Source organism: Pseudoalteromonas sp. NZS127_1, assembly GCF_015864295.1.
Taxonomy (GTDB): domain Bacteria; phylum Pseudomonadota; class Gammaproteobacteria; order Enterobacterales; family Alteromonadaceae; genus Pseudoalteromonas; species Pseudoalteromonas arctica.
Window position 1 is genome coordinate 84,172 of the sequence record NZ_JADYXO010000009.1, and the last position, 25,199, is coordinate 109,370.

Genomic DNA, 25,199 nt, shown 5'->3' on the forward strand with positions numbered 1-25,199 from the left:
CGTTGGGCTTTGGACTTAAGACTTTCGAGTAACAGTCAGCTTTACTCTAAGTTATAACACCTAAGCAGTTACATTTAGCAGTGAATCGCCTTCACTTAAACCAAACTTCTCTTGCACTGATGCAAGGATTGATTCTTTATCTTCATCAGACAACTGGCTTGAATACTCAGTTAATAGCTCATCTAAGTAGCTGACTACTTCGTCTGTATCTACTGATTCTAATGAGTTCTGTGGCGGCGGTGGCGGTCTTTGGCCTTCCACTCGTCCTGCATCACCAATGCTTTTAGCATCAAACTCAAGTTCGCTCATTAAATCAGCAAGCTCTTTTGTTGGTTCAATACCTTGTTCTTTAAATGCCGCTTGAATACTTTGCGCGTTTTCTTCGGTTAAGTTTTCAGCGTCAAACTCTGCAAGCGTTTCTTTAACAAAATCGCTTTGCTCTGTTGTTAGTTTTGCAGCCTGACTACTTTGTTGCGACATAAAACTCGCAGAACTACTGTTAATACTATTAATCATTTTAGTATCCTTTCAGCGTTCACGACGAGGTGGTTTATGATCGCTAAGTTCTTGTTCACTAATTTCGCCATTACCATCGGCATCTATAGAATCAAAAATTGTTTGTGCATCGCCGTGTGGCGGTTTTTTAGCACTAAACTCTTCAAAGCTAATTACGCCATCACCATCAGTATCAATAGTTGAGAAGTCAGGTTTTTCAGGAGGATTGTCACCGCCTCGAGCAGCTACATTAGCTGAAAAAGCAATAGATAATATTGCCACAGTGGCAAGAGTTGAAAAATGCTTCATAGTAATAACCTCGTATTTAAGAATTAAACTAAGCTTACGCTTTAAAAACGCAAACAATGTGCAAATAATGAGGAAGTAATAAATTATTTTAATAAAAAATAGTAATCTAAATACTTATTTAAAAAGTTCTGGTTGATTGCTTTGCAATCAATATATAAGCTAATAAAATAATACGATTAATTACTCTCAGGCAGTAGTGTTACTGCCCTTAATTCTCAAAGCTGATATACTGCTTGAGCCAATTAAACAAACAAATACAGAGCACTTTCATAAATAATGATTAATAACCAACCCTACTTAGCAGGCAATCTGTGAAAATACCTAAACGCCTACAACCCCTTGTTGATGATGGCCTTATTGACGAAGTTATAAGCCGACTAATGAGCGGTAAAGAAGCCGATGTATTTATTGTCCGCTGTGGTGAGCACATTCGCTGTGCGAAAGTGTATAAAGACGCGGTTAAACGTAGCTTTAAAAAAGCGGCACAATACCAAGAAGGCCGAAAAGTACGTGGTGGACGCCAAGCGCGTGCTATGGGTAAACGTTCTAGCTATGGCCGTCAATTAGAAGAAGAGATTTGGCAAAATGCCGAAGTTGATGCGTTATCTCGTTTAGCTGGCGTGGGTGTACGTGTTCCTGATACTTACTTTTGTATTGATGGCGTGCTGCTTATGGAGCTTGTGTCGGACGAGAATGGTAACGTAGCCCCTCAACTTGGACATGTCGTTTTTAGTGAAGAGCAAGCTATTGAGCAACATAAACTCATGATGCATTACATTAAGCTTATGCTTTGCGCAGGTATAATACACGGCGATTTATCTGAATTTAATGTACTTGTAGATAATAACGGCCCTGTAATTATAGATTTACCGCAAGCAGTTAACGCTTCAGCAAATAACAGTGCACAAGCTATGTTTGCACGCGATGTAAATAACATACGCCGCTACTATGGTGAATTTGCGCCAAGCATACTAAAAACTCAATACGCTAAAGAAATGTGGGCATTATTTGAAGAGGCCAATTTAACGCCTAATTCAACGCTTACAGGTGAATTTGAAGACAGTGACGAACTTGCCGATGTAGATTCTATTCTTGATGAAATTCAAGCTGCCGAATACGAAGAGTTTGACCGTTTAGAGCGAATTAAAAATGCTGACGATGATGAGTAGCTCATCGTCATAGCTCACTAATCGCCCCTACTGCGGGTGCACAAATCGGTAGCCAACCCCATAAACTGACTGAATAACACTTTCAGTTTGTGTCACTTCATCTAGTTTTTTACGCAACTTTTTAATATGGCTATCAATAGTACGATGGCTCACAATACGCTGATCGGCGTACATAGTGTCCATTAAACTATCGCGCGAATAAATACGATTTGGGTTGTTAAACAAAGGTTTAAATAGCTGAAATTCAAAGTTCGTAAGCTCTATGCTGTTTGATTTGTATTTTACGCTGTAGGTACTCTCGTCAAGCTTCATTGTTGACTCTGTAACATCACTTGCGCTACTTAATCGCCTTAATATAGCTTTAACTCGCGCCACCAGCTCAGCATAACTAAACGGCTTACAAATATAATCATCTGCACCTAACTCAAGTCCAAGCAGCCTATCTATTTCTTCTACTTTTGCCGATACCATAATAATAGGCACATTTGAAAAGCGCCTGATTGCTTTACATAGTTCTATACCACTTTGACCAGGTAGCATTATGTCGAGCAAAATTACGCTCGGTCTGTTAATTTCAAGCCAAGGTAATACTTCATTTCCGTGATGTATTTGATGAGTAACAAAATGATGGCTACTTAAAAAGTCACTCATTAAGTTAGCCAGCTTTACCTCATCTTCCACAATCAGTATTTGTTCGCTCATAGAGTTCTCTGTTATTAGTAATCCAAACTTAGATAAAAATACCATATCAAACAAAGTTCAAGTTACGTATTTTTTATCTGAATCAACTAAAGCTAAATAGTTGGTAGCCTAATAATAATAGCAAGACCGCCTAGAGTGGCTTTTTCAGCGGCTATTTCACCTTTGTGTCCTTTAACTATATGCTGACAAATAGACAAACCTAAGCCTGAACCGCCCTCTTGACGATTACGCGAGCTATCTACTCGATATAAATACTCAAACAAATGCGATAAATGCGACTGATCTACACCTACGCCATTATCTTCAATTATAAGCTCTAAGTAGGTTTGCCCTTTAATGCTTATATTACTAGCCGTTAATGAAATAGTTGTGCATTGAGCATAATGTACCGCGTTCATTAAAATATTATCGAGTAGCTGTAAAAGGCGCGTTTTATCTGCTTGTACAGTTATATGTTTAGCGCTATTTAGTAGATAAATTTTTATATTATGTTGTTCAAGTATAGCCTGATACTTTTGCTCTACAGTGCTTAATAGTAACGCCATGTCAGTAGGTTGCATAGTGTAGTGCATTCCCCCTAACTCTGCGCTGTTGAGCATATGTAAGTCGTCTATTAAGCGTTTTAAATGCAAAGCTTCATCGTTAGCCGAACTTATATTTTTTGTATTCGGTTCGCGTATGCCAAGTAGCATAGCTTCAAGTTCACCGAGTAAAATGCTCATTGGCGTCCTAAGCTCATGAGAAATATTAGCAAGCCAGCGTTTACGTACTTGCTCGTCTTTAGCGAGTGTAAATGCAAGCGTATTAAAATCTTCGCTTAATTGGCCTAATTCGTCTTTTCGCTCAAGCGTAAGTTTGGTCTCGTAATTCCCTTGTGTTAAGCGATGCATACCATTTGCAATTTGCTTTACAGGGCTAACTAAGTGGCGAGATAATAAAAAGGTAACAAGTAACGTAAGCAGTACCGCAGCTAATGCAATAAACCATAAATAGTTAGTTTGCTGTTGTAAAAAATCAAGCTCATAACCATCAACCAAGCTATCTCTTTTAGATACAGCTAAGTAACCCACTGTTTTATCGCTCACTGTAATTGGGGTTGTTATATATTTTAAATCGCTGAGGTATCTACCCACTACTCGCTGCTTATTTTCATCAAGCAAAGCGTAGTGAGCAATATTTTCAGGTGGTAGGCGGCGCTCTCCCCCTAAACGAATATGATCGGGTGGCGGCCGTCGCATCATTCCCCCTCTGGGGCCTGGACCTTCTGGTGGCCTAGGTAAAAACTGGCTATTTTCTAGCTGAGATTCAACAAGTTTTCTAAAATTTTCGCCATTGCCAACAACACGTTCCCATGAGGGGGTTTTTTCGTATTGCTTTGCAAGTTGCACAACAAGTGGTTCAAGCGCTTTTACTTCTTTTGCATTAACAAAATCAATTACGCCTTGCCCTATACTCCATTGTATAAGTACTACTAGCCCTGCAATAACACTAAAGGTAAAACTAAATAGTATTAAAAAAAGTTTATTATGAATTTTCATTAATGCGTGTTTTCAACCTTGCTAGGAAAGCTTTCAAATCGGTATGTTATAAACTCTTTGGTTTGATCGTTAACATACAGCGTAGCAACTATTTTTTTGCCCTGAGCGGTCCAATACATATGACCATGATTATTTAAAGTAACCGATACGGTATTTATACCACTTTTAAATAAGTTAGCAGGTAAATGCAATGCATGTCCGTAAATTCGCTGTATTTTAACCCCATTTATATATAAATGAGCATGACCTTGTAAAAAGCCCGTGTCATCGTTTGTAGTAACGCTCATCATTTGCTGCATGTTCATTGCGCCCTCAGGGGGTACAGATAAATCATAGCGCTGAGTATCTAAAATTAAGTTATAACCCGACATACTATCTTTTAATAACTTAAGGCTTAATGCCGGGATTGGCGTATCACTTGGCACTGCTATAGGCATATGGCTATGATCCATCATTTCCTGCTGCGCAAAGAGCTTAAAGCTCAATAGCACAGCAGTAGTTAGGATCAATGCGTATTTAAAATAACGCATAGTTACTCCTTACATTCCCGGTGGTGGACCCATTGTTTCGCCCGTATCACAGCGACCAATTGAATTATCGGCTAATTGACCTTTAAAACGAGGCCCTATTTGATAAGGAAAAGAAGGCTGTAATTTACCATCACTGTCTAACGTTAGTGTTATATGGTAGTGATAACCCTTGCCATCGTTAGTATCGTGGCCGTTATGCTCATCTAATTGAGCACCGGTTACTGTTTTTTGTGCGTAGTAGAAATCTTCAAAGTAATAACCATCGTCGGCATTTAATGTATTACCAGAGAGCGTCGTTACTTCTGCGCCAATAGCAGGACCTGCATCACTTGTTTGTGTGCCTTGGCTAACATCGTATTGATCGACTAAAGTACAGCTTCGCTCACCTTCAGTACCACAACCACCTTCACTTTCTGACGCGCCATAATCACGCATTTCCCAGCCGCTTAATGCAAGTTGACCGTTACTTTCATAAGGACCATAAAGCGGATAGCCATCAGCTGCAAACCCATAAATAGGTGAATGCGCATCGCCATCATCTTCAAGTAAATCAGCTAAGCAACTAGTATAAAAATGGTGATGATATTCACCGTTAGCAGCATGTCCGCCACACACATCAACATCGTATTGCTCAGCAATGGGCGCTAATGTATACCAAATATTATTACCGTAGCTCATACCATCGCCCCAGTTAAATATACTGGTGCCATTAACCATTAAGCCAACTGTACCTAAACCTGTTTCACACGTTTCAGTGTCAGATAAATCGGTAGGTGTTATCGGAAAATACGCCTCAACTGTTTGTTCTGTCGGGCAACCTGGTCCTGGAGGCCAATAGCCTGCGCCGCCTGTGTCATCACAGTTTTCAGTGCTGCTGTTATAGCCAATATCTTCACCAAACGAAATGGTTTGCCCTACTGCTGCTGAGGTTACACCGTTATAAAAATCGGTAGCTGCACGCGGGCGGTTATTTAACGCGTCTACTTGGTCTTGTGTAAGCGTTACGTCATATTTAGGAATGTCAGTTGTTTGCACATACATGTATTCAACGTCAGCATCTTCCTCAGAAACAGTAACAACCTCAACTGATTGAACATCTTCAACCACTGCGCCATTGTTTTGTATATAAGTGGAGGTTGTATCGTTGTTAATTAACCAGCTGGTAAGTTTTGCACTATTATCAACTGCACCAGTATCTGAGTCTGATGAAGCAATAACATTAACTATAACGGTATCTACAACGACATCGTTTGTGCCGTCATCTGCACTGATTTCAAATACAAGTGCTTCATCGGTTAAAACTTCAGGTGCAACAAACTCAGTAGACGTTGCAGTACTTGAAGATAAGCTAACGGTAGTGCCTGATGTTTGTGACCAGCTAACGGATACTTCGCCATCATCTTCAACTGTTGAAATTAAATAAACGGTATCGCCCGCATTAACAGTTTGGTCAATACCGGCGTCAACCGTTGAAGCACTATTACTGACTGTCTCGCCGTCTGTTGTAGTACTTGTAGAATCGCTGTTACATGCGCTTAAAGCGATACAAAGCGCACTTAACGCAAATAACTTAGTTACATTAGAGGCTTTTGTTTTAAAAAGTGTTTTCAATGCTTGAACCTTTACTTTAACGTTTAATAAAACAAAGTTAACAAGTAAAAGTGCAAACATTGTGCACAAACTAAGGAAGAATAAACATAAAACTAGATTTGTGGTCGTTTAAGTATAAATTTGTCTTTAGTGGTTGCATAGTAATCTCCACCCATTCTACCTACCGCATCTAAAAGTGTTGGGTCAATATAACCGTCAACAAACACTTCATCGTCAACACAAATACCCACTATGTCTAACAACATCATTTGTCCGCCGCCAGGCTCGCTTGAAATAGTAATAACTTCACGTAGCTTACACTCATAGCGTACTTTTGAATCAGCAACACTCGGCACTGCGACCATTTGGCTATCAATTTTAGTTATATTTGCAGCATCAAACTCACTAACATCACTAGGATAATTAGCACAGCTTTGATTCATTTTTTCAACCTGCTCATGACTCACAATGTTAATCACACATTCTTTAGTCGCTAATAAGTTAATTAATGTATCTTTGCTTAGTTTATCGCGTGGATTTACTTGCGTCACACTCAATACTGGTGGGTTACAACTCGCTACTGTAAAAAATGAGTAAGGAGCAATATTAGCCACACCGTCGCTACTTAATGTACTTATCCATGCGATAGGCCGAGGGCTGATCCCGCCAACTAAATACGAATAAACATTAAGCTCTTTATTTACAGTTAAATCTAAAAACATACTTTTCCTTTTAATACATTAAAACTAAATCTTAATTCAAGTTAGTTACGTATAGGTTTGGCTGACTCAGTTAAATAACAAGCTAATTTTTATCTCTATTTAAAGCAATAAACAAATTATATGAAAATAAACATCGTGTGGTTTAAACGTGATTTGCGTCTTAGCGATCATCAACCATTAAAAAATGCATTCAGTAATGGCTTACCTACCCTATTACTTTATAACTTTGAGCCATTATTGCTCGAAGATGCACACTACAATGAGCGGCACTGGCGCTTTGTGTATCAATCAATAGTTGAGTTAAATAATCAGCTAGCGCGTTTTAACGCCTGTGTTTATATCTTTAATTTAAATATGAACGATTTACTTGAATCGTTAAAGGCACAGTTTGAAATAGTTAGTATTTTTAGCCATCAAGAAATAGGCTTAAACAACACCTTTGAGCGCGATAAAGCAATAAAAGCATGGTGCCAGCATAACCATATTAATTGGCAAGAGTCGCAAACAGGCGCGGTTATTCGCGGCAAAAAAAATCGTAATAATTGGAACGAACGCTGGCAGCAAACAATGCAAGCACCTATTGCAGTTCCTAATTGGAAGAGTATAAAAACAATTACCCTCAATAACTACCAAACACCTGAGCTACCAAGCGCTTACACGCAAGGTCACGACAGCTTTCAACAAGGCGGTCCGCTGCATGCGCGAACTGTAATGCAGAGCTTTTTTGCCGAGCGCGGTAAAGGTTATCAAAAAGGAATATCGAGCCCAAGTTTAAGCCAAACACATTGCTCCCGACTTTCGCCGTACCTAGCATGGGGGAACATTAGCCTTAGGCAAGTGTATCAAATGGCCATTGATGAATATCATTCAAAACACCCTGACAAAAGAGGCTGGAAGCGCCCGCTTGCAGCGTTTGTATCGCGCTTGCATTGGCACTGCCACTTTATGCAAAAGTTTGAGAGCGAATGTTCTATGGAGTTTTTAGCCCTTAATCCGGGTTATCATGTATTTCCGTATCGCGATGATGAACATGTTAAAAACGATATTGAACGCTGGGCGCAAGGTCAAACAGGTATTCCCATTATTGACGCTTGCATGCGCTGCTTAAAAGCCACCGGCTATATAAACTTTAGAATGCGCGCCATGCTTGTAAGCTTTGTAACGCATCATTTAAATATAAGTTGGCAGCAAGCAAGCTTTCCGCTCGCTAATTACTTTTTAGATTTTGAGCCTGGCATTCACTACCCGCAAATTCAAATGCAAGCCTCGGTAACAGGCATAAACACCATTAGGCACTACAACCCAATTAAACAATCAGAAGATCAAGATCCAACAGGTTCATTTATTAAAAAGTGGTGCCCCGAGCTTGAAAAACTCCCTATTGAATATTTACATCAGCCTTGGGAGCAAACTCCAATGGAAGCACTCTTTAACGACTTTAAGTTAGGGGAGGATTATCCCGAACCGATGCTTGATTTAACAGCAGCCTCAAAAGAAGCACGCGAACGCTTATGGCAATACCGTGAGCGAGCCGATGTTAAACGCGCCATAGGGAGGATTCTTAAAAAACACGTTGGAGGTACTCAAAAAGTTACTCGAACAAAAAGTAAAACGGATACTAAAAGTAACAGCAAGGCTAAGTAAGTATGGCGCACAAAAAACTAAACTTACCTCAAAAAATATGCCCTATTTGTAATAAACCTTTTACGTGGCGTAAAAAATGGCAGCGCGACTTGGATAACGTTATTTTCTGTTCAGAGCGCTGTAAGCGAAATAAACAGGGATAACAATTAACTGGCGTCTATTTTGCAACATCATCAGTAATTAATGCTTTTAAGGCTTTATATAAGTTTATTTTGTAAATAACGCTTAGCTAACCTGAAAAGCTTACACTCAAGCAAGGAGAAGATGATGACGATTAAAAAAACGGCAAGTTCAACATGGTCTGGCGATATTAAAACAGGTAAAGGTAGCATATCAACTCAAAGTGGCGCGCTTGATAAACAACCTTATGGTTTTAATACCCGCTTTGAAGATAAGGCAGGCTCAAACCCTGAAGAATTAGTAGGTGCAGCTCACAGTGCATGTTTTAGTATGGCACTTTCGCTTGCATTAGGTGATGCAGGCTTTACCGCAGATAAAATTGATACTAAAGCCACTGTAAGCCTTGATGAAGTAGATGACGGTTTTTCGGTGACGCATATTGCCCTTGAGGTAAAAGCGCGTATTGATGATATTCAAAACGAGCAGTTTCAGGCTCTATGTGAGCAAACCAAAAAGAACTGCCCTATATCAAAACTCTTAAATACCGAAATATCTCTGGATGCAGAACTTCAATCAGCATTTTAACTATTTAGATTTAACTATGTAGATTTAACTATGTAGATAGCCCCTTACTAAAAAAGCCAAGTAAGTTATTACTTGGCTTGTTTATTATAAAGAAATATCTCTAGGTTTATTCTTACTCAAAGCACTGACTACTAGCCCAATTCCCATCCCAAGCGCTGGCCATACTACCCACATATAACTAGGTGAAGTCAGTAAATTTATAACGGTGAGCAAAGTTAAAATAAGTAGATATGTTTTAATTTTTTTGCCTAATGTAATTGTGCTGCTCATTTTTATTCTCCAAATAATGTATGCCACTATTATTGTTTTAATAAGCACCATGCACAGCTGCTAAATGTCATTAAATAGCATGACATTAGTCATTCCTCCCCACCTAAAAATATAGTTGTTTATCATGTTTCAATACATAAAACCCAATACTTTAATCTGTTTGTGTTAGGCTCTAATTTCAACTAACCTTAAACAAATAAACATTAAAGGATGAGCTAAATGAGCGAAAAATCAAAAGATTTCGAAAAAGTGACATGTAACAACTGCGCTGATACTAACGATCTCGAATTTGATTTTTCAATGGCTTTTCAACCCATTATAAACTGTAAAACTAACCTTATTTATGGCTATGAAGCACTGGTTAGGGGTTTAAATGGCGAGTCTGCTTATTCTATTATTTCAAAGGTGAATGAAGACAACCGCTATGCGTTTGATCAGCTTTGTCGCATTAAAGCCATTCAATTAGCCGCAAAGCTGGGCATAACATCAATGCTAAGCATTAACTTTTTACCTAATGCTATTTATAAACCTGAGCGATGTATACGCACCACACTAGAAGCTGCAAAAAAGTATAACTTCCCAATTCAAAATATTATGTTTGAATTTACTGAAGTAGAAAAAATAGAAGACACCGCACACATAAAGCGCGTTGTTGATTACTATCAGTCTCTCGGGTTTAAAACCGCGACTGACGACTTTGGTGCAGGTTATTCTGGTTTAAATCTACTGGCTGACTTTCAAACAGATATTATTAAGCTGGATATGGCGCTAATACGCGATATAAGCAACGACAAAAAACGCCAATTAATAGTAACTCATTGCTTAAATATGTTTCGCGATTTAAATATTATCGCACTGGCTGAAGGGATTGAAACAGTAGAAGAATATACATGGCTTAAAAACGCAGGTGTTGAGCTTATGCAAGGGTATTTATTTGCCAAACCAAGCTTTGAAAACTTGCCTGAGGTAACCTACGTTTTTAATTAGGAAAATCTACAATACCCAAACACTTTATTATAATCATTTAATTGCCTTATAAAACCTCATAAATATAATACCCATTCTAGTAACAAATTTACTTAATTATAAGAAGGGATACTTATGCGCTTTTTAATGCCACTCACTTTACTCGCACTTAGCTGTACAGCGTCTGCAAACGTCGAGCAGTCAGAATCAAAACAATGGTTTAACTCTATAAACTACGCAAAAATTGATTCTGATTATTACAGTGATAATGTGTACGGGTTATCAACTCACTATTACTTTGAGGAACAGCAAAACTCAGGTGTGTGGGATGATTATGGCTACTTGGATACAGATAGTAATATAGGCTTAAATTATTTTAATTCAGATGGTTATAGTGGAAAAGGTATTTTTGGAGAAGGCTTTTACGGCAATGCTTTTGCAACTTTTGAACTACCTAATATTGGTGATGCCGACAACTATTCACTTGGTTTAGGTTACTTATTTGCTGATTCACTAAAAGTATCTGTTCGTATGTTAGATTATGAATATAGCGATACAGTTTATTTATTTAAAGCTCAATATAATCATGAAATCAATGACACCGACTACATTGGTTTTACTGTTGAAACAGATGATGAAACAGAGTCATGGGACCTATCATCACGTTACTTTGCCCATCTTTACGATGACAGTTATTTTGCTATAAATGTTGACTACCTAGATGTTGGCGACGACTCAGTTTTTAATGTGCTCGCAAACTATTACTTTAATAAACATGTTGCAGTCGGTATTGGCTCAAACGACTCTGATTTAGTTATTGAAGGTAAGTACTTTATTAATGATAGCTACTACTTCACAGCTAATTACACTGATAATGATAACTATGATGTATATAATCTTAGCTTTGTAGCCCAATTTTAATAAACACAAAAAAGCCGCCTTGCTGGGTCAGTTCAGTTAAACAAGGCGGCATTTTCTAAACAACTTTAAACTACATATTACCCAGCTCGATCATCATCGCTGTGTACATACGTAAATTAAGCTTAAGTTGCTCAAGTGTCATAAATTCATGCTCTGAGTGACCGGTGTAGCGCTTGCCTGGCATTGAAGGACCAAACGATACCGCATTATCAAACAGCTTTGCGTTAGTGCCACCACCTATTGATACAAAGTCAGCTTTTTCGTCGCCCGTAAAATGCTTGAAAATATCAAGCAGCTTTTGCGCATGCGGCGCGCTATCAAGCAGCATAGGTGTGCCAATAATTGTTTCTATGTTAGCAAGCGTTACATTGTTAGCAGCTTGCCAATTAGCGAGCGCATCATCAATTTGCTTTTGTAATACAGCTTCGTCTTTACCCATAGGGCGACGTGCATTTACAGCAAGTGTTAGCGCATTACCATCGCGCTCAATAACAGTTGGTGCCACTGTCATCGGGCCCATAAAGTCGTGCTTATAGGCTATTTCGCCAAACTGTTTACCGTGAATATCTAAACCAATTAACTGATTTACAAAGTCGATTAGCTCGCCGTCACTGTTATTTTCAAGCTCCACGCCTTTAAATAACTCAGCTAAATACGCAATCGCATTTATACCCGACTCCGGCTCTGATGAATGCGCCGACATACCTTTAACACTTATTGCTAAACCATTACTTTTTTCACTAAAGTTAAACTCAACTTTATTTAATGTTTTGGCTTTTGCTTTTAATGTATTAATAAGTGCAGCGTCTGCATTGTGAAGTACTAAGCTGGCATCTTCTGGAATTTGGCTTCTAAACGCACCGCCAGTTACATCCTTTACATATAAACCCGTTTGTGGTGATGTTGCATTAAAGGTAGGAGCAATTAAGCTCCAGCCTTTCTCAGCAACCACTACAGGGTATGATGCATCAATCGTTACTGCATATTTTGGTTGTTCATACGTTTTCATAAATTGAGTAAGCGGACCCCAATCAGACTCCTCAGCAAGATAAATCATCAGCTCAATACGGTTATTAAGCGTTATGCCTTTATCTTTAATTGCTTTCATGGCGTAAAGCGCTGTTGCTATTGCACCTTTATCGTCTTCCGTACCACGACCAACTAATTTTCCCGGTTCAGATGTATCAATAATAAAAGGACTTTGTTTCCATTTACTAGCATTAGCAGGTTGCACGTCGCCGTGGGTTACTACCGTTACTTTTTCGCTTTGCTCGCCCATACCTATTAATACGGTATAACCTAAATCTTGGTAGTCAAAACCAAGCTCTGCGGCTTTCATTTTTAACAGTGCTTTAAAGCCAATAAAATCGGGATTTTGAGGGGCTGTAATGTCGCTTTTATTAACGGTCGGAAAAGCCACTAAGTTAGTTAGTGTGTGTATTTGAGCATTTTGGTAGGTATTTACTGCGTAATCGGCAACGCTATCAATATTTTTATTTAACTGCGCATGAGCACCAAACGCAAATAAAGCAATACTGGCTAAAGCTAACTTTTTCAAAACAATTCCCATTTAATTAATAACTAAGAGCGGTAATTATAACGCTATGAAGCGCTTACTTATAGCTCTTTACGCTAAACACACAGGTAACTTAAGCTGAATATTTATATAGCAGCTTTTATGAGGATGACTGTATAATGCGCGACTTAAAATTAACAGGGTATTTAATTGTGAACCGTCGTAAAAAAATCGTCACTAAATTTCAAAAGAAAGATAAACGCACTAACGCTAAACTACATAAAAGCAACAAACCTGGTTATGTGTCAAAAGCTGAGCGCGAAAAACTAGCTGAACAAGAAAGTAATGAGCCACAGGCAACCCAAGAGTAACTCTACGTTACCTGTTCCTTTGATAGTTTAAAGTGGCAAAAGTACCGACCACTTACATAACCAACTACTGCCGTGGCAACTATAAGTTCAAACGTAGCTAAGTAACTAACTGCATCTACATATGGTATTGCGAGGTTTATACTTTGCATCCAGTCTTTCATTTTAAATAATGCAGTTGCCCCAATAACCATTGGAAATGTAAAAGCAGCGTAGCTCGGCGTAAAAGGCCTGCGTAATAACTTTATAAATAACACATAAACAATCAGTGTTTTTATTATCGCTAATATAAATAATGCCCCCACTATAAAGAGTGATGGATTAGCTACAATATGAAAATACCCAGCTAATGTTAAACTGGCAGGCGCTGCTAAAATGGCAAGTGTTGGCTGTATTTCGTAGTCACTTTTTAATGCTAATAAAAAGCGATAAAACATAATTGGCAGCATAATACTGTACGTTGATATACCAATCACCAGTGCGCTATAAGCTAACCACGCTAATGTCGGATTTCCCGAAAAAGTAACATCTGCAATAATTATCCCCACTGGCGGCACAAACCAGCTGGGCGCCATATCCTCAAAGTTAAACTTTTTTGCTCGCTGGTATAAAAAACTCACCAAAAATGTGAGATGCAGCACAAAAGCTAAAACCCACACAATGTCGCCAGCTAATGAATTAAATTGCCCAACTGAGTTTGAAATAACAAGATTAGCCATTGCAAATGTAGGGATCACACTTCCTGCAACTGGGTGTGCTAAATCGGCTTTTAATAAATGAGGGTGTAGTAAAAACTTAGCAGCCAAAAGTAAAACTAATACGCCAGCTAGTACCGCTCCCAAAAATTGCCCTTGGGAGTTTAAATTAAAAACGTTTTCCCATGCCCATCCCATACTAGCAATACCCAAAGCTAAACCGGCCATAGCTGTTGGCGCACCCATCACTTTATTTTTAAATTGCTTAAACACTGTATTTCCTAATTATTGGGTGATGAACAAGTTACTGCTTTTTACTGCATTGCCTTAAAATAACGCTGTAAAATTAGTACAAGCGTGCTTAATAGAACGCTTTTTGCATACAAATATTTCATAAAAATAAGTTTACGGCTTACATATTAAAACGCAAAAAAAGCCATAACACAGTTATGGCTTTTGCTTTATTTTTAATAATTTAGTTTAGTTAGAACGCGTAACTAACGCTTACATTAAATGAACGACCCTGCCCAGCAAGTTGTTCAAACCCGTTGCTGCTATCTTGTTTAAGTGCCGCAATACTTACACCACCTAGCGGAAGTTGGTAGTACTCATCAAACACGTTACTCACTTCAGCACTTAGCGTTAATGAATCCCATGTGGCTTTAGAGCTTAAATTAACCAGGCTGTAGCTGTCTGTTTGGTTTTCAAAACGATTATTATCTACACGGCTTTTAGTATCGACCCACTGCCAAGATAACGCGTTTTCAAATCGACCTATTTGCTGGCTAATACCTAGATGGGTTTGCAGTGGTTTAATTTGATAAAGCGGCTGGTTAGTATCGTCGCGCTTACCTCTCGTATTAGTAACATTAGCGTGTAACTGCCAATTACCTAATTGCTTAGATTCATAAATGTTGGCTGTTAAATCTATTTTTGCACCATACAAAATAGCATCTACATTAGTAAACTGAAAAATGTTACGCGCTGTATTGTCTAAATCATAACTATTGAAGCTTCTTACAATATCAGCATCAATATAGTCACTCACATCTGTATACCAAACATTGGTGCTTAATCGCCAACGGTCATCTTTAGCCGATTTAATATAAGTAGCACTTATTGTATGCGCTGTTTCAACGTCTAAATCAGGGTTACCAATATAGCCATTACCATCGCCATACCAACCAATCATGGTGGTTGCCATGGTGCTTACACCCCAACTGTATCGCTCGTATAAATTAGGCGCTCGGTTTTTTCGGGCAAGACCAAGTTGCAGCTCATCATAATTTGTTATTTGGTAGTTAATTAATAAGTTAGCATCAACTATGGTGTCGGTTTTATCTCTGTCGCCAGCATTAAAGTTCTGTGCAGCGATGGTATTATCTGTAGACGTATCGCTCATGGTCATACTTTTCATACTACTCATGTCGCTCATATCGTCCATATCCGTCATGCTCATACCATAGTTGTAAGATTGAACCTCTCCAACGTGGGTACTAATACTTTCAATGCGTACGCCTGCGTTTAACCATAACTTTGTATTTACTTGGCTCTCAAATTCAGCAAATGCCGCTATTCGTTCTCGTTTACCGTTATTAATATTTACGTAATCGTCTGGTCCCATCTTGGTTGAGCCTTCAATACCTGGCCACCAATCATCAATGCTGTAATTATAATATTCTTGACCGAGTAAAATACTGCTGTTTTTATCAAGCGCAATACGCCATTTTAGCTGCGTACTTATATCTTGTGCATCAGTTTTCATTGGCATCATGCCTGTTTTTTCTTCACTGAAAAAACCCATTTCGTGCTTTACGCTATACCAGTTAACTTGCCCTTCAAGCTCGCTGTTTTCAAAGGAGCGTTTGTATTGAGCTATTGCACCGTAACTGGTGTTATCGGTCATATCCATATACTGATTTGCAAATCCCTGATACGGGATTTTTTGATGCGTTAGCTTTATAACTAATTGCTGTTTATCATCGTGCATAGCTGCGGTTAAACTATGATTTTGTGCTCGATACAATGTATCTAATACTACATCGCTGTTACCGTCCTCATAACTATCTGCGTCACTAAACGAACCCTGATAATTAAGGCTAAACGTGTCACTTGCTAAACGTACACCAACGCCAAGTTTACGTCCGCTATCAACGCTACTGTACTTTGCTGACACATAACCTGAGTGCCAACCTAATTCATTGCTATCGCTATACTGTGGTGAAATAGAATTAACGCTTATTACACCGGCAATATTATCGCCGCCCGCGCTTACTGGCGACACGCCTGCAACCACATTGTAAGACGTAATTTGATTAGCCGAGATATACGAAAGTGGCGGGTTCATATGATTAGCGCATGCAACGGTTACATCTGCACCATCAACTAACACTTTAACTCTGTCGCCCATTAAACCATTTAAAATAGGTAAGTTAGATACGCCGCCCGCTGCTGAAAAATCGACACCTAAATCACTTAATAACGATTCTGACGAACCAAGTGCTAAATGCTTATTTTGAGCATGTCCGTGTACTTCAATCACTTCTAAAGGCGTATCGTCGGCAAATGCAAAAGGAGATAGCACACCGCTAATAAAAAGTGCGACAGGCGTTAGTAAATATGTTTTTTGAGTTTTGCTTTTATAAACCATTGTTAATTTATGCCACTGTAATAATTGGCGTAATTATAGTGTGAGTTGCAAAAGCAAAAGCGCGACATATTGTCGCACTTTATCAATTTAAAATGTTGTTAGGTGTGTTTGAGCACATAAGAAGGCAGCTTTAAACATAGGAACATGCAATTAACTAAGTATTTAACTTAGCTACCGTTTGAGAAACAATATCGGCTCCACGTTCAATCTCTTTAATGACCTCAGACACATTAGCAATAAGCTCTCTTCCTTGTTTTGATGAGTCTGAAACTGACGTTATTTGCTTTGATATATCATTAGTGAGCTCTTGGTTATTTTTAACAACACTTGCTATTTCATTAGTAGAGCGACTAGTGCTGGCTGCAAGCTGCCTTACTTCATCAGCTACTACAGCAAAACCTCGACCATAATCACCAGCACGCGCTGCTTCTATTGCGGCATTAAGTGCCAGTAAATTAGTTTGATCCGCAATGCTGCTAATTGTCGAAACAATGGAACCTATGACCGCAGACTGTTCATTAAGATTTTTTATTAAATCTACCGATTTAAGTACTTGGCTTACAATGGCGTCGGAGTTCGCTATAGAACTTTGTAGTATTTCAGAGCCTTTTTTAGCGGTTGTAGCAGTAGCTACCGCCGATTCATGTGCTATTGCAGCGGCTTCTGTCACTGCACTGTTATTATTAATTCGATCGGTAATATTTGATGCAAACTTAATTATTTTAATTACATTACCTTTGCTATCTAAAATTGGGTTATAAGTTGCTTCTAACCAAATTTCTGAACCGTCGGCGGCAATACGTTTAAATTTTCCTGACTTAAACTGCCCCTGCGCTAATTCACTCCAAAAGCGTGGGTTTTTCTCATAAAACAATTTAGTACAAAACATTTTATGATGCTTGCCTACAATGTCTTTTAAGCTATAACCTATTGTTGCTAAAAAGTTTTGGTTCGCCTTTAAAATATTACCCTCTGGGGTAAACTCTATTGTAGCCAAGGCTTTGTCGAGTGCATTTGCAATAGCTTCTTGCGCTTTTCTTTGTATGTAACTGTTTGTAATATCAGAGGTTATTTTAATAACTTTGGTGACTACGCCGCGCTCTTCTACAGGAAAGTAAGTTGCCTCAAGCCAAAGCTTATCGCCATTAGCTTTGTACCTTAAAAACGAGCCTGCTTTAGAATTCCCTGCTTTCAATGCTTGCCAAAATTGACTATATTCGTTTGACTTTGCATATTCAGGTTCGCAAAACATACGATGATGCTTACCAATTATTTTCTCTTTGCTATACCCAATCGTTTTTAAAAACAACTGGTTTGCGTCTAATATTATTCCATCAGGTGTAAACTCTATATAAGCAACGTGCTTATTAATTGCCGATAAAATAGATTGTTTTTGAATTAATTGAAGCTCCATTTCTTCAATTTTTGCGTTTCTTTTAGAAATACCAAACATATAAAAACCTTAAGGAGTAAATTAGTACAAAAATTAGCAAATTAATGTGATATCAATATGTAGCTGTACTGTAAATATAAGCTTTAAATAACCTTTCGGCTAATATTTAATATCTTATATATATATGCTTTATAAATAGTTTTTTTATTTTATAAATGTTAAGTAGTATTTTCTTCTAATTAACATTTTAAAAACCTAATAAAACCACTAATTTATGCATGACTCTGTACTTTTTTTAACTTAAAATAGCGCCCTCACAGACTACCCTCTCACACCAAAATTTAAGCATACACATAATATGTCCTATTCAAGATCTATTGTGCAGTTTCATTTTTAAAATTAAACCTTAAGGGATCATCTATGACATCAGATGTAACGTCGGCATCTAGTCAACTTAACAGAACCGCTATTTTACTCGTATTAGCGCTAGGCACATTTATTTTAGGATTATCTGAGTTTTCGATGATGCCTATGCTGCCACTAATTAGCGAAACATTTGGCTCAACGCCATCACAAAGTGGCTATGCAATTAGTGCTTACGCCATTGGTGTTGTAGTGGGTGCCCCTATTTTAATGCTTACCACTGCTAATATGAGAAAGCGCAAAGCATTGCTCATATTTATAAGCTTAATGTTTGTCTCAAACGGATTAAGCGCGATGGCAACGTCGCTTGAGCAACTTGTAATATTTAGATTTTTAAGTGGTTTACCTCATGGTGCATATTTTGGCGCGGCTATTTTATTAGCATCGGATATTGCCCCAAAAGGTAAGCGTGCTAGCTTTATGTCTAAGGTGTTTATGGGTTTAACTGTGGCCACTATTGTTGGTGTGCCTGTTGTAACACTTGTGGGTCAAAACCTTAGTTGGCGGTACTGTTTAGCCGGCGCTGCAGTGCTTGCATTTATTGCTTTTATTTTTGTTTACAAAGTAGTACCAAATATAGATAACGCTAAGCCTTCTAACTTACTAAACGAGTTTGGCGTACTTAAAAACAAACTGGTTTGGTCTATTTTGGGTATTGTAATTATTGGCTTTGGCGGGGTGTTTTGTATTTATACTTACATTGCCGACACCATCTTAGTGGTAACAAAAACAGCCCCATATACTATTTCTATCGCAATGGTAATGTTTGGTATTGGTTGTACGCTCGGTAACTATGTACTGGGTAAAGCTGCCGATAAATCAGCAATTAAAACGACTGGCCTTGCGCTTGTATGTACCATTGTATTTGCCTTTGCTTATGTAACGGCAAGCCATAATATTTGGGCTCTTTATGCAGTGATCTTCTTTATTGGTTGCAGTGTGGGTTTGGCAACACTTATTCAAACGCTATTAATGGATGTTGCTCCAGAAGGTCACGCTATGATCGGTGCTCTTGTACAGTGCGCATTTAATACCGCAAATGCTATAGGCCCGTGGGTCGGCGGAATTGCAATAGCGCAAGGTGCGGAACCTAATCAAACAGGTTACGTAGCAGCTGCATTATTTTTAGGTGGTTTGGGTATGTGGCTACTAAGTTACTTACAACTAAACAAACAGCAACCAACAGCGCAAACCGCTGGTTAATCTATACTTTAAATAGTAAATACAAAAAGAGCCGCTAACTAGCGGCTCTATTATTTTTAATTTACCTAGTAAATTAAGCGCTTAACGATGCCATATCAATAACAAAGCGGTATCGTACGTCAGAGCGTTCCATACGCTCATATGCTGTGTTAATTTCGTCAATGTTGATCATTTCGCACTCAGGTAGCACGTTATTTTCACCACAAAAGTCGAGCATTTGTTGCGTCTCTGCAATACCACCAATAAGTGAGCCTGCAATACGACGGCGACCCATTAATAATGGTACCGTGCTTAGCTCATCTACAGGGCCAACTTGGCCTACAATAACTAAAGTACCATCCACATCAAGTAGTGGTGTGTAAATAGATAAATCATGTTTTACAGGTACCGTATCTATAATGACGTCAAAGGCAGATTGCGAGTCTTTCATTTCGTCATCATTAGATGACACTAAGTAGTGCTGAGCACCCAATTTAACCGCATCATCTTTTTTAGACTCACTACGGCCAATTACCGTAACGCTTGCGCCCATTGCAACTGCATTTTTAACGGCCATATGGCCAAGTCCGCCTAGACCAACAACACCAACACGGCTGCCTTTTTTTACGCCCCATTTATGAAGTGGCGAGTAAGTAGTAATACCTGCACAAAGTAGCGGTGCTACGCGAGAAAGGTCTAAATTTTCTGGTACGGAAAGTACGAATTCTTCGCGTACAACAACATGTTTAGAATACCCACCTTGGGTCATTTCACCACTAATGCGGTCTTTGCCTGCGTAAGTACCAATCATACCTTCGCGGCAAAATTGCTCTTCGTCGTTATCACATTGATCGCAGCTTTGGCACGAATCAACCATACAACCAACAGCAACCGTGTCGCCTTGCTTGTATTTTTTAACGTCGCTACCTACCGACATAACTTTACCAACAATTTCATGCCCAGGTACTAATGGGTAATCACTGCCACCCCAATCATTTCGTACGGCGTGTAAATCTGAATGGCACACACCACAGTATAAAATTTCAATTTCTACATCGTTATTTCGTAAATCGCGGCGCTCAAAAGAAAATTCTGTCAATTCAGAACCTTGGCTTTTTGCTGCATATCCTACTGTCTTCATAATAACTCCATAGTGGTTAAAAATTTAAATCATCAACAGCATAGTACATAGCCTGTGAATAGAACCTGACAATATAAAATAGGCACAAAAAAAGCCCAAACAGTGTTTGGGCTCAATCATTAGTACTAGGGCGCTAAATTTAGTTATTTTGCAAGTAAGCTATTTAATTCATTAATAATTGAATGAATGCGCTCTGCATTTTTTCCTAAATCACTACGCCCTACTCGCGACTTACTACGAATATCAACAAAACGTTGGCTGCCTTCATCTTTAATACGAATTACCACATCGTCTTTAAAACCAAACCACGTTGTTGTATCGGTAGCTTCCACAATACCTGTAGCCGTATTTGCACTTACCAATGCAAAGCCAAGATTTTTAACTGCTTGTTCGCTTGCTGTCATTAAATCGGCTTTAGATTGTGCAAAGCTTAACGTTACCAGCTCCGGGTATGCTTTGCGTTGCTGTACTGCCGTTTCTTCACCCGCGTATTCTACTGGGTTAGATGCATTTGCACGTAGTGGTGCAATTGCTACAAATTTTGGTGGATTAACTAAATCAGTTGAAATGTCATGAATTGCCGGTACACCTTCAGCCTTGTTCATCATATTAAGTGGCATAGCAATAGCCACAACCGAAAATACAAGTGCAATAACACCACTGCTTAGCGTTAACGTTTTACGCATAAATAACGCTTGTACTATAAGTAGCACCAATGCAGCGCCACCAGCATAAACGCCAAATTTAAACCCCGTAAACGCAACACCTAATTCTACAATACCAAATTTATACAAAGGCCCTGGCAGTATTACAAGTAAAAAAGCGATTAAACTAACTAAGCTCACTAAAACTTTCATTTTATGATTCCTATATTGTGTGTGATTTTTATTATTAAAACAGATAAGCACTATTAACCAGTAGCTTATACTACTAACAAGTGCTTTTAGATTACTATTAGCGACTAATTACACAAAAAAGTCCAATGTTGTGTGATCAAAGTTACTCAAGTTTGGAAAAATATCAACAAGCTCAGAGCTTGGCACACCAAACCACTGAGCCAATGTGGCAAAGTACTGCTCATTTGCAACACTTGGAATTAAACGCCCGCCACCGGTATCTTGTGGGCCATCCAAATGTTGAGTTAGTAGCTCGCCATATATATTGCCGCCTTTTACTGCGCCGCCCATTACTATTTGGTTTCCTGCCCAACCATGATCAGTGCCATCGCCATTTGAGGTCAACGTGCGACCAAAATCAGACATAGTAAACGCAGTCACTTTATCTGCCATATCAAGCTCTTTCATCGCGCTATCAAATTCACTTAACCCTTGAGCTAACGTATTTAATAAAGCAGGGTGCGTTGTTAATTGGTTATCGTGCGTATCATACCCCCCCATAGAAACAAAAAACACTTGGCGCTGAGTGCTCAATTTTGCCTGTACGCTAATTGTTTTAGCTACTGCTGCAAATTGCTCACTAAGGCTATTATCGCTAAATGGGGTAATAAGTGCAGGCGCGCTTTCTAACGCGCTGTTCATTGCTTGAGTGTTATTTATCGCACTTGTTAAGCCATTGGCATAAGCTGTACTTAACGGATGGCTCGTATTGCCTAGTAAGCGGTTCATAATAGAAGTTACGTGCTCGCTACGAGGTTGATACCCTCCAAACGCGTTAATACTACTAATGCCACTTTTGTTAAGCGCAAATGCATTGCTAGCACTTCCCGTTTGCCATAAATTAGTACCGTCGAGTGATACATTAGCTGCAAACTCATCTTGTAGCTCTAAACGTTCTAAAAGTCGTGCGCCCCACCCGCTATTAAGTGATTGTTTTTCTCGACCATACATCCATGCAGCTTGCTGATCGTTATGCGAGAACAAATGCTTAGGCAAACCTATTGTTTTATTTTTATAGTCACTCAATGTTGTGGGAGCGAGTAAAGTACCTACCCCACCTATAAATGCTAAATTTTGAGATTCAAACACATTTTGTATAGGTTCAAGTGAAGGATGAATACCGACTCCACCGGCAAACTGGCTTTTAATACTTAACTCAAGTGGGCTTTCTACCGCTAGGTTCTGCCTACTTTGCTCGTAAACACTACGTTGCTCGCCTTCAAGCGGAACTAGCATATTTAACGAATCATTCCCTCCGTATAAATACACACACACTAATGCTTTGTAATCACCTAGCTCAACTGCATTAGTCGCTCCAGTTAATGCTTGTAATTGCAGGCTCGTTAACGCGGCAGCCGATACACTGCCTTTTACACATAACGACAAAAACTCTCTTCTATTAATGCTCATTATGCGCTCCTAATACTGCACGTTAAATTCAGGTGAAATAGCAATCATATATAATAAATACGAAACCCGTTCACGGTATTGCTCTTCATTAAAATAGGCATCTAAATCAAGTAACGCTTGGCGCGTGTCACTGCTCATTGCGCCTGCAAAATATAACGTGTTGTACTGAGCTAATAGCGCGCTAACACCGTTTTTCTCTAAAAAATTCATGTCGTCTTGAACATAAATATAAATACTATTTGAATTTAAATCACTGCGCGCTTCTGCGGTACTCCATACTAAGCTTGCGTAAAGCGCGTTCATGGTGCCAATCAGTGTTGCGTCGTTTGCTATTTGTAATTCTGGTGCAACAATACCTTCATTTCGCAAAGCTGCGGTTTGATAATCAGGCCTAAAAAAGTTAAATACTGAAGCCGATTGCATGGGTCCTTGTCCGTAGCTATTTATTAAATTCCATGTTTTATAATAACCCGCTGGCGATTTAGCATCGAGATTTCGCCAAAACTGTACAGTTTTTAAAATAGGCTCTTTAATTTTACCTTGGTAATTAAGCACTGAGCCAAAATGCCGCGCTTCATCATCTAAATAAATAGCCTTTACTACCGCCGCTAAATCGCCGCGTACACCAGCGCCGTTATCAATAAATACATTAGCTACTCGCTCAACATATTGGGGGGTTGGGTTTGAGGTAATTAATCGCTGAATAAGCTGTTTGCTAATAAACGGCGCAACATTTTGATGATTAAATAAATTATCGAGCGCTATTTGCAATGACTCTTCTGCTGCATAACCTTGTGGTATAACCTCACCGTTTAGTAAGGTTTTTTGTTTACTAGAATGGTACTCGTCAAATGCTTCCATTGGCTTAATATAATCACGACTTTTACGCTTAAATGTTTCACTATCGGCAAACGCCCAACCAGTAAATACGCGTGCAAAACCCTCTATTTCTACCTGTCCGTAAGTGGCAATGGTATTACCTTGTGCATCAAGCTTGGCGCTGCCATCTAGATTTAGTTCTTCAAGGCCAATAGTAAATAACTGCATTACTTCACGTGCGTAATTTTCGTCTGGGCGAATATTAAGTGTATCGTCTGCTTTTTCGTTACCCAAATGGCTTAAATAAGTTCCCATAATAGGCGAAAGCGTGACATCTTCGAGTAAGTCACGATAATTACCAAAGGCATGCTTTAGTAATAAATCGTAATAAGTGATCATGCCCTCAGGTTGCCCTCTTAAGGCACTGTTCTCATCCGACACCACTAATATTTCACTTAACGCAAATGCAACACGTTGACGGAGTTGATCGTCACTTTGCATTACTGCTTTCCACCATGCATCTATGCGGCTTATGTATTTAAAGTCGTCATCGTCATTTAGCTTTACTAAATAATCACGGTGATAATTAATAGGTAGCGCTATTTGTTTATCAAGCCATTGCTGCTCGCTTAAACCTTGTGCGTTTTGTATTTCACTAAGCTTAGGCCCCATTGTTGCTTGGTGTAGTAACCGTGCGGCGCTAATCTCATCCATATTATTGCGCGCTATAAAGCTCAGCGTTTTTACACTGCTTGCTCCTTCATTGTCGGTTGCTGTGACCGAAAAAGCGTAATTAACAGGCTTATAACTTTGCGCATTTAGCAGTGTTACTGAGGTGGTTACTGCCTCTAAAGGCCCGCTAATTAGTTCAGGCCCTTGCGTTTGTTGCCATACAACCGATGTAATAGTGCCGTCTTTATCACTGGCTGTTGCTGTTAGCTCAATTGTTTGGCCCTTACTTAATTCACTAGGAATATCAGCGACTGACAAAATGGGGATTTTATTTCCGTTAACGGTTGGCGTATCATCTGAGCCTGAACCACCGCAAGCGCTTAGTATAAAAACCGAGCTTGCGATCAGAGCAAATTTATAATGCATGTAAAGTCGTCATCATTTGTTAATTAAAGTACGTTAGTGTGTACCGA

At 39.0% G+C, this 25,199-nt stretch carries 24 protein-coding genes; 8 read left to right on the forward strand and 16 right to left on the reverse strand.

The annotated features are described in order from the left end of the window. Nucleotides 1-60: 60 nt before the first annotated feature. Together I6F50_RS10255 and I6F50_RS10260 are read right to left on the reverse strand one after the other, a co-directional pair. The gene (locus I6F50_RS10255; protein ID WP_165729023.1) at nucleotides 61-516 is read right to left on the reverse strand and encodes a hypothetical protein; all 456 of its coding nucleotides are present in this window, start codon (nucleotides 514-516) and stop codon (nucleotides 61-63) included. Between the two features lie 12 nt (nucleotides 517-528). After that, on the reverse strand, nucleotides 529-804 hold the full coding sequence (locus I6F50_RS10260; protein ID WP_007581281.1) for an EF-hand domain-containing protein: 276 nt from the start codon (nucleotides 802-804) through the stop codon (nucleotides 529-531). 311 nt (nucleotides 805-1,115) lie between these two features. On the opposite strand from I6F50_RS10260, the gene I6F50_RS10265 reads away from it, so the two are divergent. After that, nucleotides 1,116-1,973: a PA4780 family RIO1-like protein kinase gene (locus tag I6F50_RS10265; RefSeq protein WP_010555357.1), complete on the forward strand. Its 858-nt coding sequence runs from the start codon at nucleotides 1,116-1,118 to the stop codon at nucleotides 1,971-1,973. A gap of 27 nt (nucleotides 1,974-2,000) precedes the next feature. Here I6F50_RS10265 and I6F50_RS10270 read toward each other — a convergent pair whose 3' ends face one another. The 5 genes from I6F50_RS10270 to I6F50_RS10290 form a co-directional block, all read right to left on the reverse strand. Then, on the reverse strand, nucleotides 2,001-2,675 hold the full coding sequence (locus tag I6F50_RS10270) for a response regulator (protein ID WP_007581275.1): 675 nt from the start codon (nucleotides 2,673-2,675) through the stop codon (nucleotides 2,001-2,003). 92 nt (nucleotides 2,676-2,767) lie between these two features. Next, on the reverse strand, nucleotides 2,768-4,213 hold the full coding sequence (locus tag I6F50_RS10275; RefSeq protein WP_197176180.1) for an ATP-binding protein: 1,446 nt from the start codon (nucleotides 4,211-4,213) through the stop codon (nucleotides 2,768-2,770). After that, the gene (locus tag I6F50_RS10280) at nucleotides 4,213-4,743 is read right to left on the reverse strand and encodes a hypothetical protein (RefSeq protein ID WP_165729021.1); all 531 of its coding nucleotides are present in this window, start codon (nucleotides 4,741-4,743) and stop codon (nucleotides 4,213-4,215) included. Before I6F50_RS10280 ends, I6F50_RS10275 begins: the two co-directional genes overlap by 1 nt. Before the next feature lie 9 nt (nucleotides 4,744-4,752). Further along, entirely contained in the window at nucleotides 4,753-6,414 is a 1,662-nt protein-coding gene (locus I6F50_RS10285) for a YHYH protein (RefSeq protein ID WP_165741099.1), read from the reverse strand. A 32-nt stretch (nucleotides 6,415-6,446) separates the two neighbouring features. Further along, entirely contained in the window at nucleotides 6,447-7,055 is a 609-nt protein-coding gene (locus I6F50_RS10290; RefSeq protein WP_165741098.1) for a flavin reductase family protein, read from the reverse strand. Between the two features lie 120 nt (nucleotides 7,056-7,175). Between I6F50_RS10290 and I6F50_RS10295 the strand changes: the two genes are divergently transcribed. From I6F50_RS10295 to I6F50_RS10305, 3 genes are all read left to right on the forward strand, one after another. Further along, nucleotides 7,176-8,699, forward strand: coding sequence for a cryptochrome/deoxyribodipyrimidine photo-lyase family protein (locus I6F50_RS10295; RefSeq protein ID WP_165741097.1), 1,524 nt, complete (start codon nucleotides 7,176-7,178; stop codon nucleotides 8,697-8,699). Nucleotides 8,700-8,701: 2 nt separating this feature from the next. Continuing rightward, nucleotides 8,702-8,842, forward strand: coding sequence for a DUF2256 domain-containing protein (locus I6F50_RS10300; protein ID WP_165741096.1), 141 nt, complete (start codon nucleotides 8,702-8,704; stop codon nucleotides 8,840-8,842). 124 nt (nucleotides 8,843-8,966) lie between these two features. After that, nucleotides 8,967-9,404: an OsmC family protein gene (locus I6F50_RS10305; protein ID WP_165741095.1), complete on the forward strand. Its 438-nt coding sequence runs from the start codon at nucleotides 8,967-8,969 to the stop codon at nucleotides 9,402-9,404. Between the two features lie 84 nt (nucleotides 9,405-9,488). Here the strand turns inward: I6F50_RS10305 and I6F50_RS10310 are convergent, their stop codons facing one another. Next, entirely contained in the window at nucleotides 9,489-9,674 is a 186-nt protein-coding gene (locus I6F50_RS10310) for a 2TM domain-containing protein (RefSeq protein ID WP_197119106.1), read from the reverse strand. 219 nt (nucleotides 9,675-9,893) lie between these two features. Here I6F50_RS10310 and I6F50_RS10315 point away from each other — a divergent pair, with 219 nt between their 5' ends. Both I6F50_RS10315 and I6F50_RS10320 read left to right on the forward strand, forming a co-directional pair. Beyond that, nucleotides 9,894-10,661 (forward strand): EAL domain-containing protein, encoded by a 768-nt coding sequence (locus tag I6F50_RS10315; RefSeq protein ID WP_197176181.1) that lies wholly within the window; start codon nucleotides 9,894-9,896, stop codon nucleotides 10,659-10,661. A gap of 114 nt (nucleotides 10,662-10,775) precedes the next feature. Further along, entirely contained in the window at nucleotides 10,776-11,561 is a 786-nt protein-coding gene (locus I6F50_RS10320; protein ID WP_008136988.1) for a putative porin, read from the forward strand. Between the two features lie 70 nt (nucleotides 11,562-11,631). On the opposite strand, the gene I6F50_RS10325 is transcribed toward I6F50_RS10320, so the two are convergent. Next, nucleotides 11,632-13,119 (reverse strand): dipeptidase, encoded by a 1,488-nt coding sequence (locus I6F50_RS10325; RefSeq protein ID WP_197176183.1) that lies wholly within the window; start codon nucleotides 13,117-13,119, stop codon nucleotides 11,632-11,634. A 137-nt stretch (nucleotides 13,120-13,256) separates the two neighbouring features. Between I6F50_RS10325 and I6F50_RS10330 the strand changes: the two genes are divergently transcribed. Next, nucleotides 13,257-13,448, forward strand: a complete 192-nt coding sequence (locus tag I6F50_RS10330; RefSeq protein ID WP_007581250.1) for a DUF2986 domain-containing protein — start codon at nucleotides 13,257-13,259, stop codon at nucleotides 13,446-13,448. A gap of 2 nt (nucleotides 13,449-13,450) precedes the next feature. Here I6F50_RS10330 and I6F50_RS10335 read toward each other — a convergent pair whose 3' ends face one another. From I6F50_RS10335 to I6F50_RS10345, 3 genes are all read right to left on the reverse strand, one after another. Beyond that, nucleotides 13,451-14,413, reverse strand: a complete 963-nt coding sequence (locus tag I6F50_RS10335; RefSeq protein WP_197176185.1) for a TDT family transporter — start codon at nucleotides 14,411-14,413, stop codon at nucleotides 13,451-13,453. A 211-nt stretch (nucleotides 14,414-14,624) separates the two neighbouring features. Then, nucleotides 14,625-16,790, reverse strand: coding sequence for a TonB-dependent receptor (locus tag I6F50_RS10340; RefSeq protein ID WP_197176187.1), 2,166 nt, complete (start codon nucleotides 16,788-16,790; stop codon nucleotides 14,625-14,627). A 154-nt stretch (nucleotides 16,791-16,944) separates the two neighbouring features. Next, entirely contained in the window at nucleotides 16,945-18,243 is a 1,299-nt protein-coding gene (locus I6F50_RS10345) for a PAS domain-containing methyl-accepting chemotaxis protein (protein WP_197176189.1), read from the reverse strand. A gap of 360 nt (nucleotides 18,244-18,603) precedes the next feature. Here I6F50_RS10345 and I6F50_RS10350 point away from each other — a divergent pair, with 360 nt between their 5' ends. Then, nucleotides 18,604-19,809 (forward strand): MFS transporter, encoded by a 1,206-nt coding sequence (locus I6F50_RS10350; RefSeq protein WP_197176191.1) that lies wholly within the window; start codon nucleotides 18,604-18,606, stop codon nucleotides 19,807-19,809. A gap of 73 nt (nucleotides 19,810-19,882) precedes the next feature. On the opposite strand, the gene I6F50_RS10355 is transcribed toward I6F50_RS10350, so the two are convergent. The 4 genes from I6F50_RS10355 to I6F50_RS10370 all read right to left on the reverse strand — a co-directional run bounded on the left by I6F50_RS10355 (nucleotide 19,883) and on the right by I6F50_RS10370 (nucleotide 25,152). Continuing rightward, nucleotides 19,883-20,929, reverse strand: a complete 1,047-nt coding sequence (locus I6F50_RS10355; protein WP_197176192.1) for an NAD(P)-dependent alcohol dehydrogenase — start codon at nucleotides 20,927-20,929, stop codon at nucleotides 19,883-19,885. 143 nt (nucleotides 20,930-21,072) lie between these two features. Then, nucleotides 21,073-21,786, reverse strand: coding sequence for a DUF1499 domain-containing protein (locus I6F50_RS10360; protein WP_010555166.1), 714 nt, complete (start codon nucleotides 21,784-21,786; stop codon nucleotides 21,073-21,075). A gap of 108 nt (nucleotides 21,787-21,894) precedes the next feature. Next, nucleotides 21,895-23,235 (reverse strand): DUF1501 domain-containing protein, encoded by a 1,341-nt coding sequence (locus tag I6F50_RS10365; protein ID WP_010555167.1) that lies wholly within the window; start codon nucleotides 23,233-23,235, stop codon nucleotides 21,895-21,897. A 9-nt stretch (nucleotides 23,236-23,244) separates the two neighbouring features. Further along, nucleotides 23,245-25,152 carry a DUF1800 family protein gene (locus tag I6F50_RS10370; RefSeq protein ID WP_197176193.1) on the reverse strand — a complete coding sequence of 636 codons (1,908 nt, stop codon included), beginning with the start codon at nucleotides 25,150-25,152 and terminating at the stop codon, nucleotides 23,245-23,247. Nucleotides 25,153-25,199 lie beyond the last annotated feature (47 nt).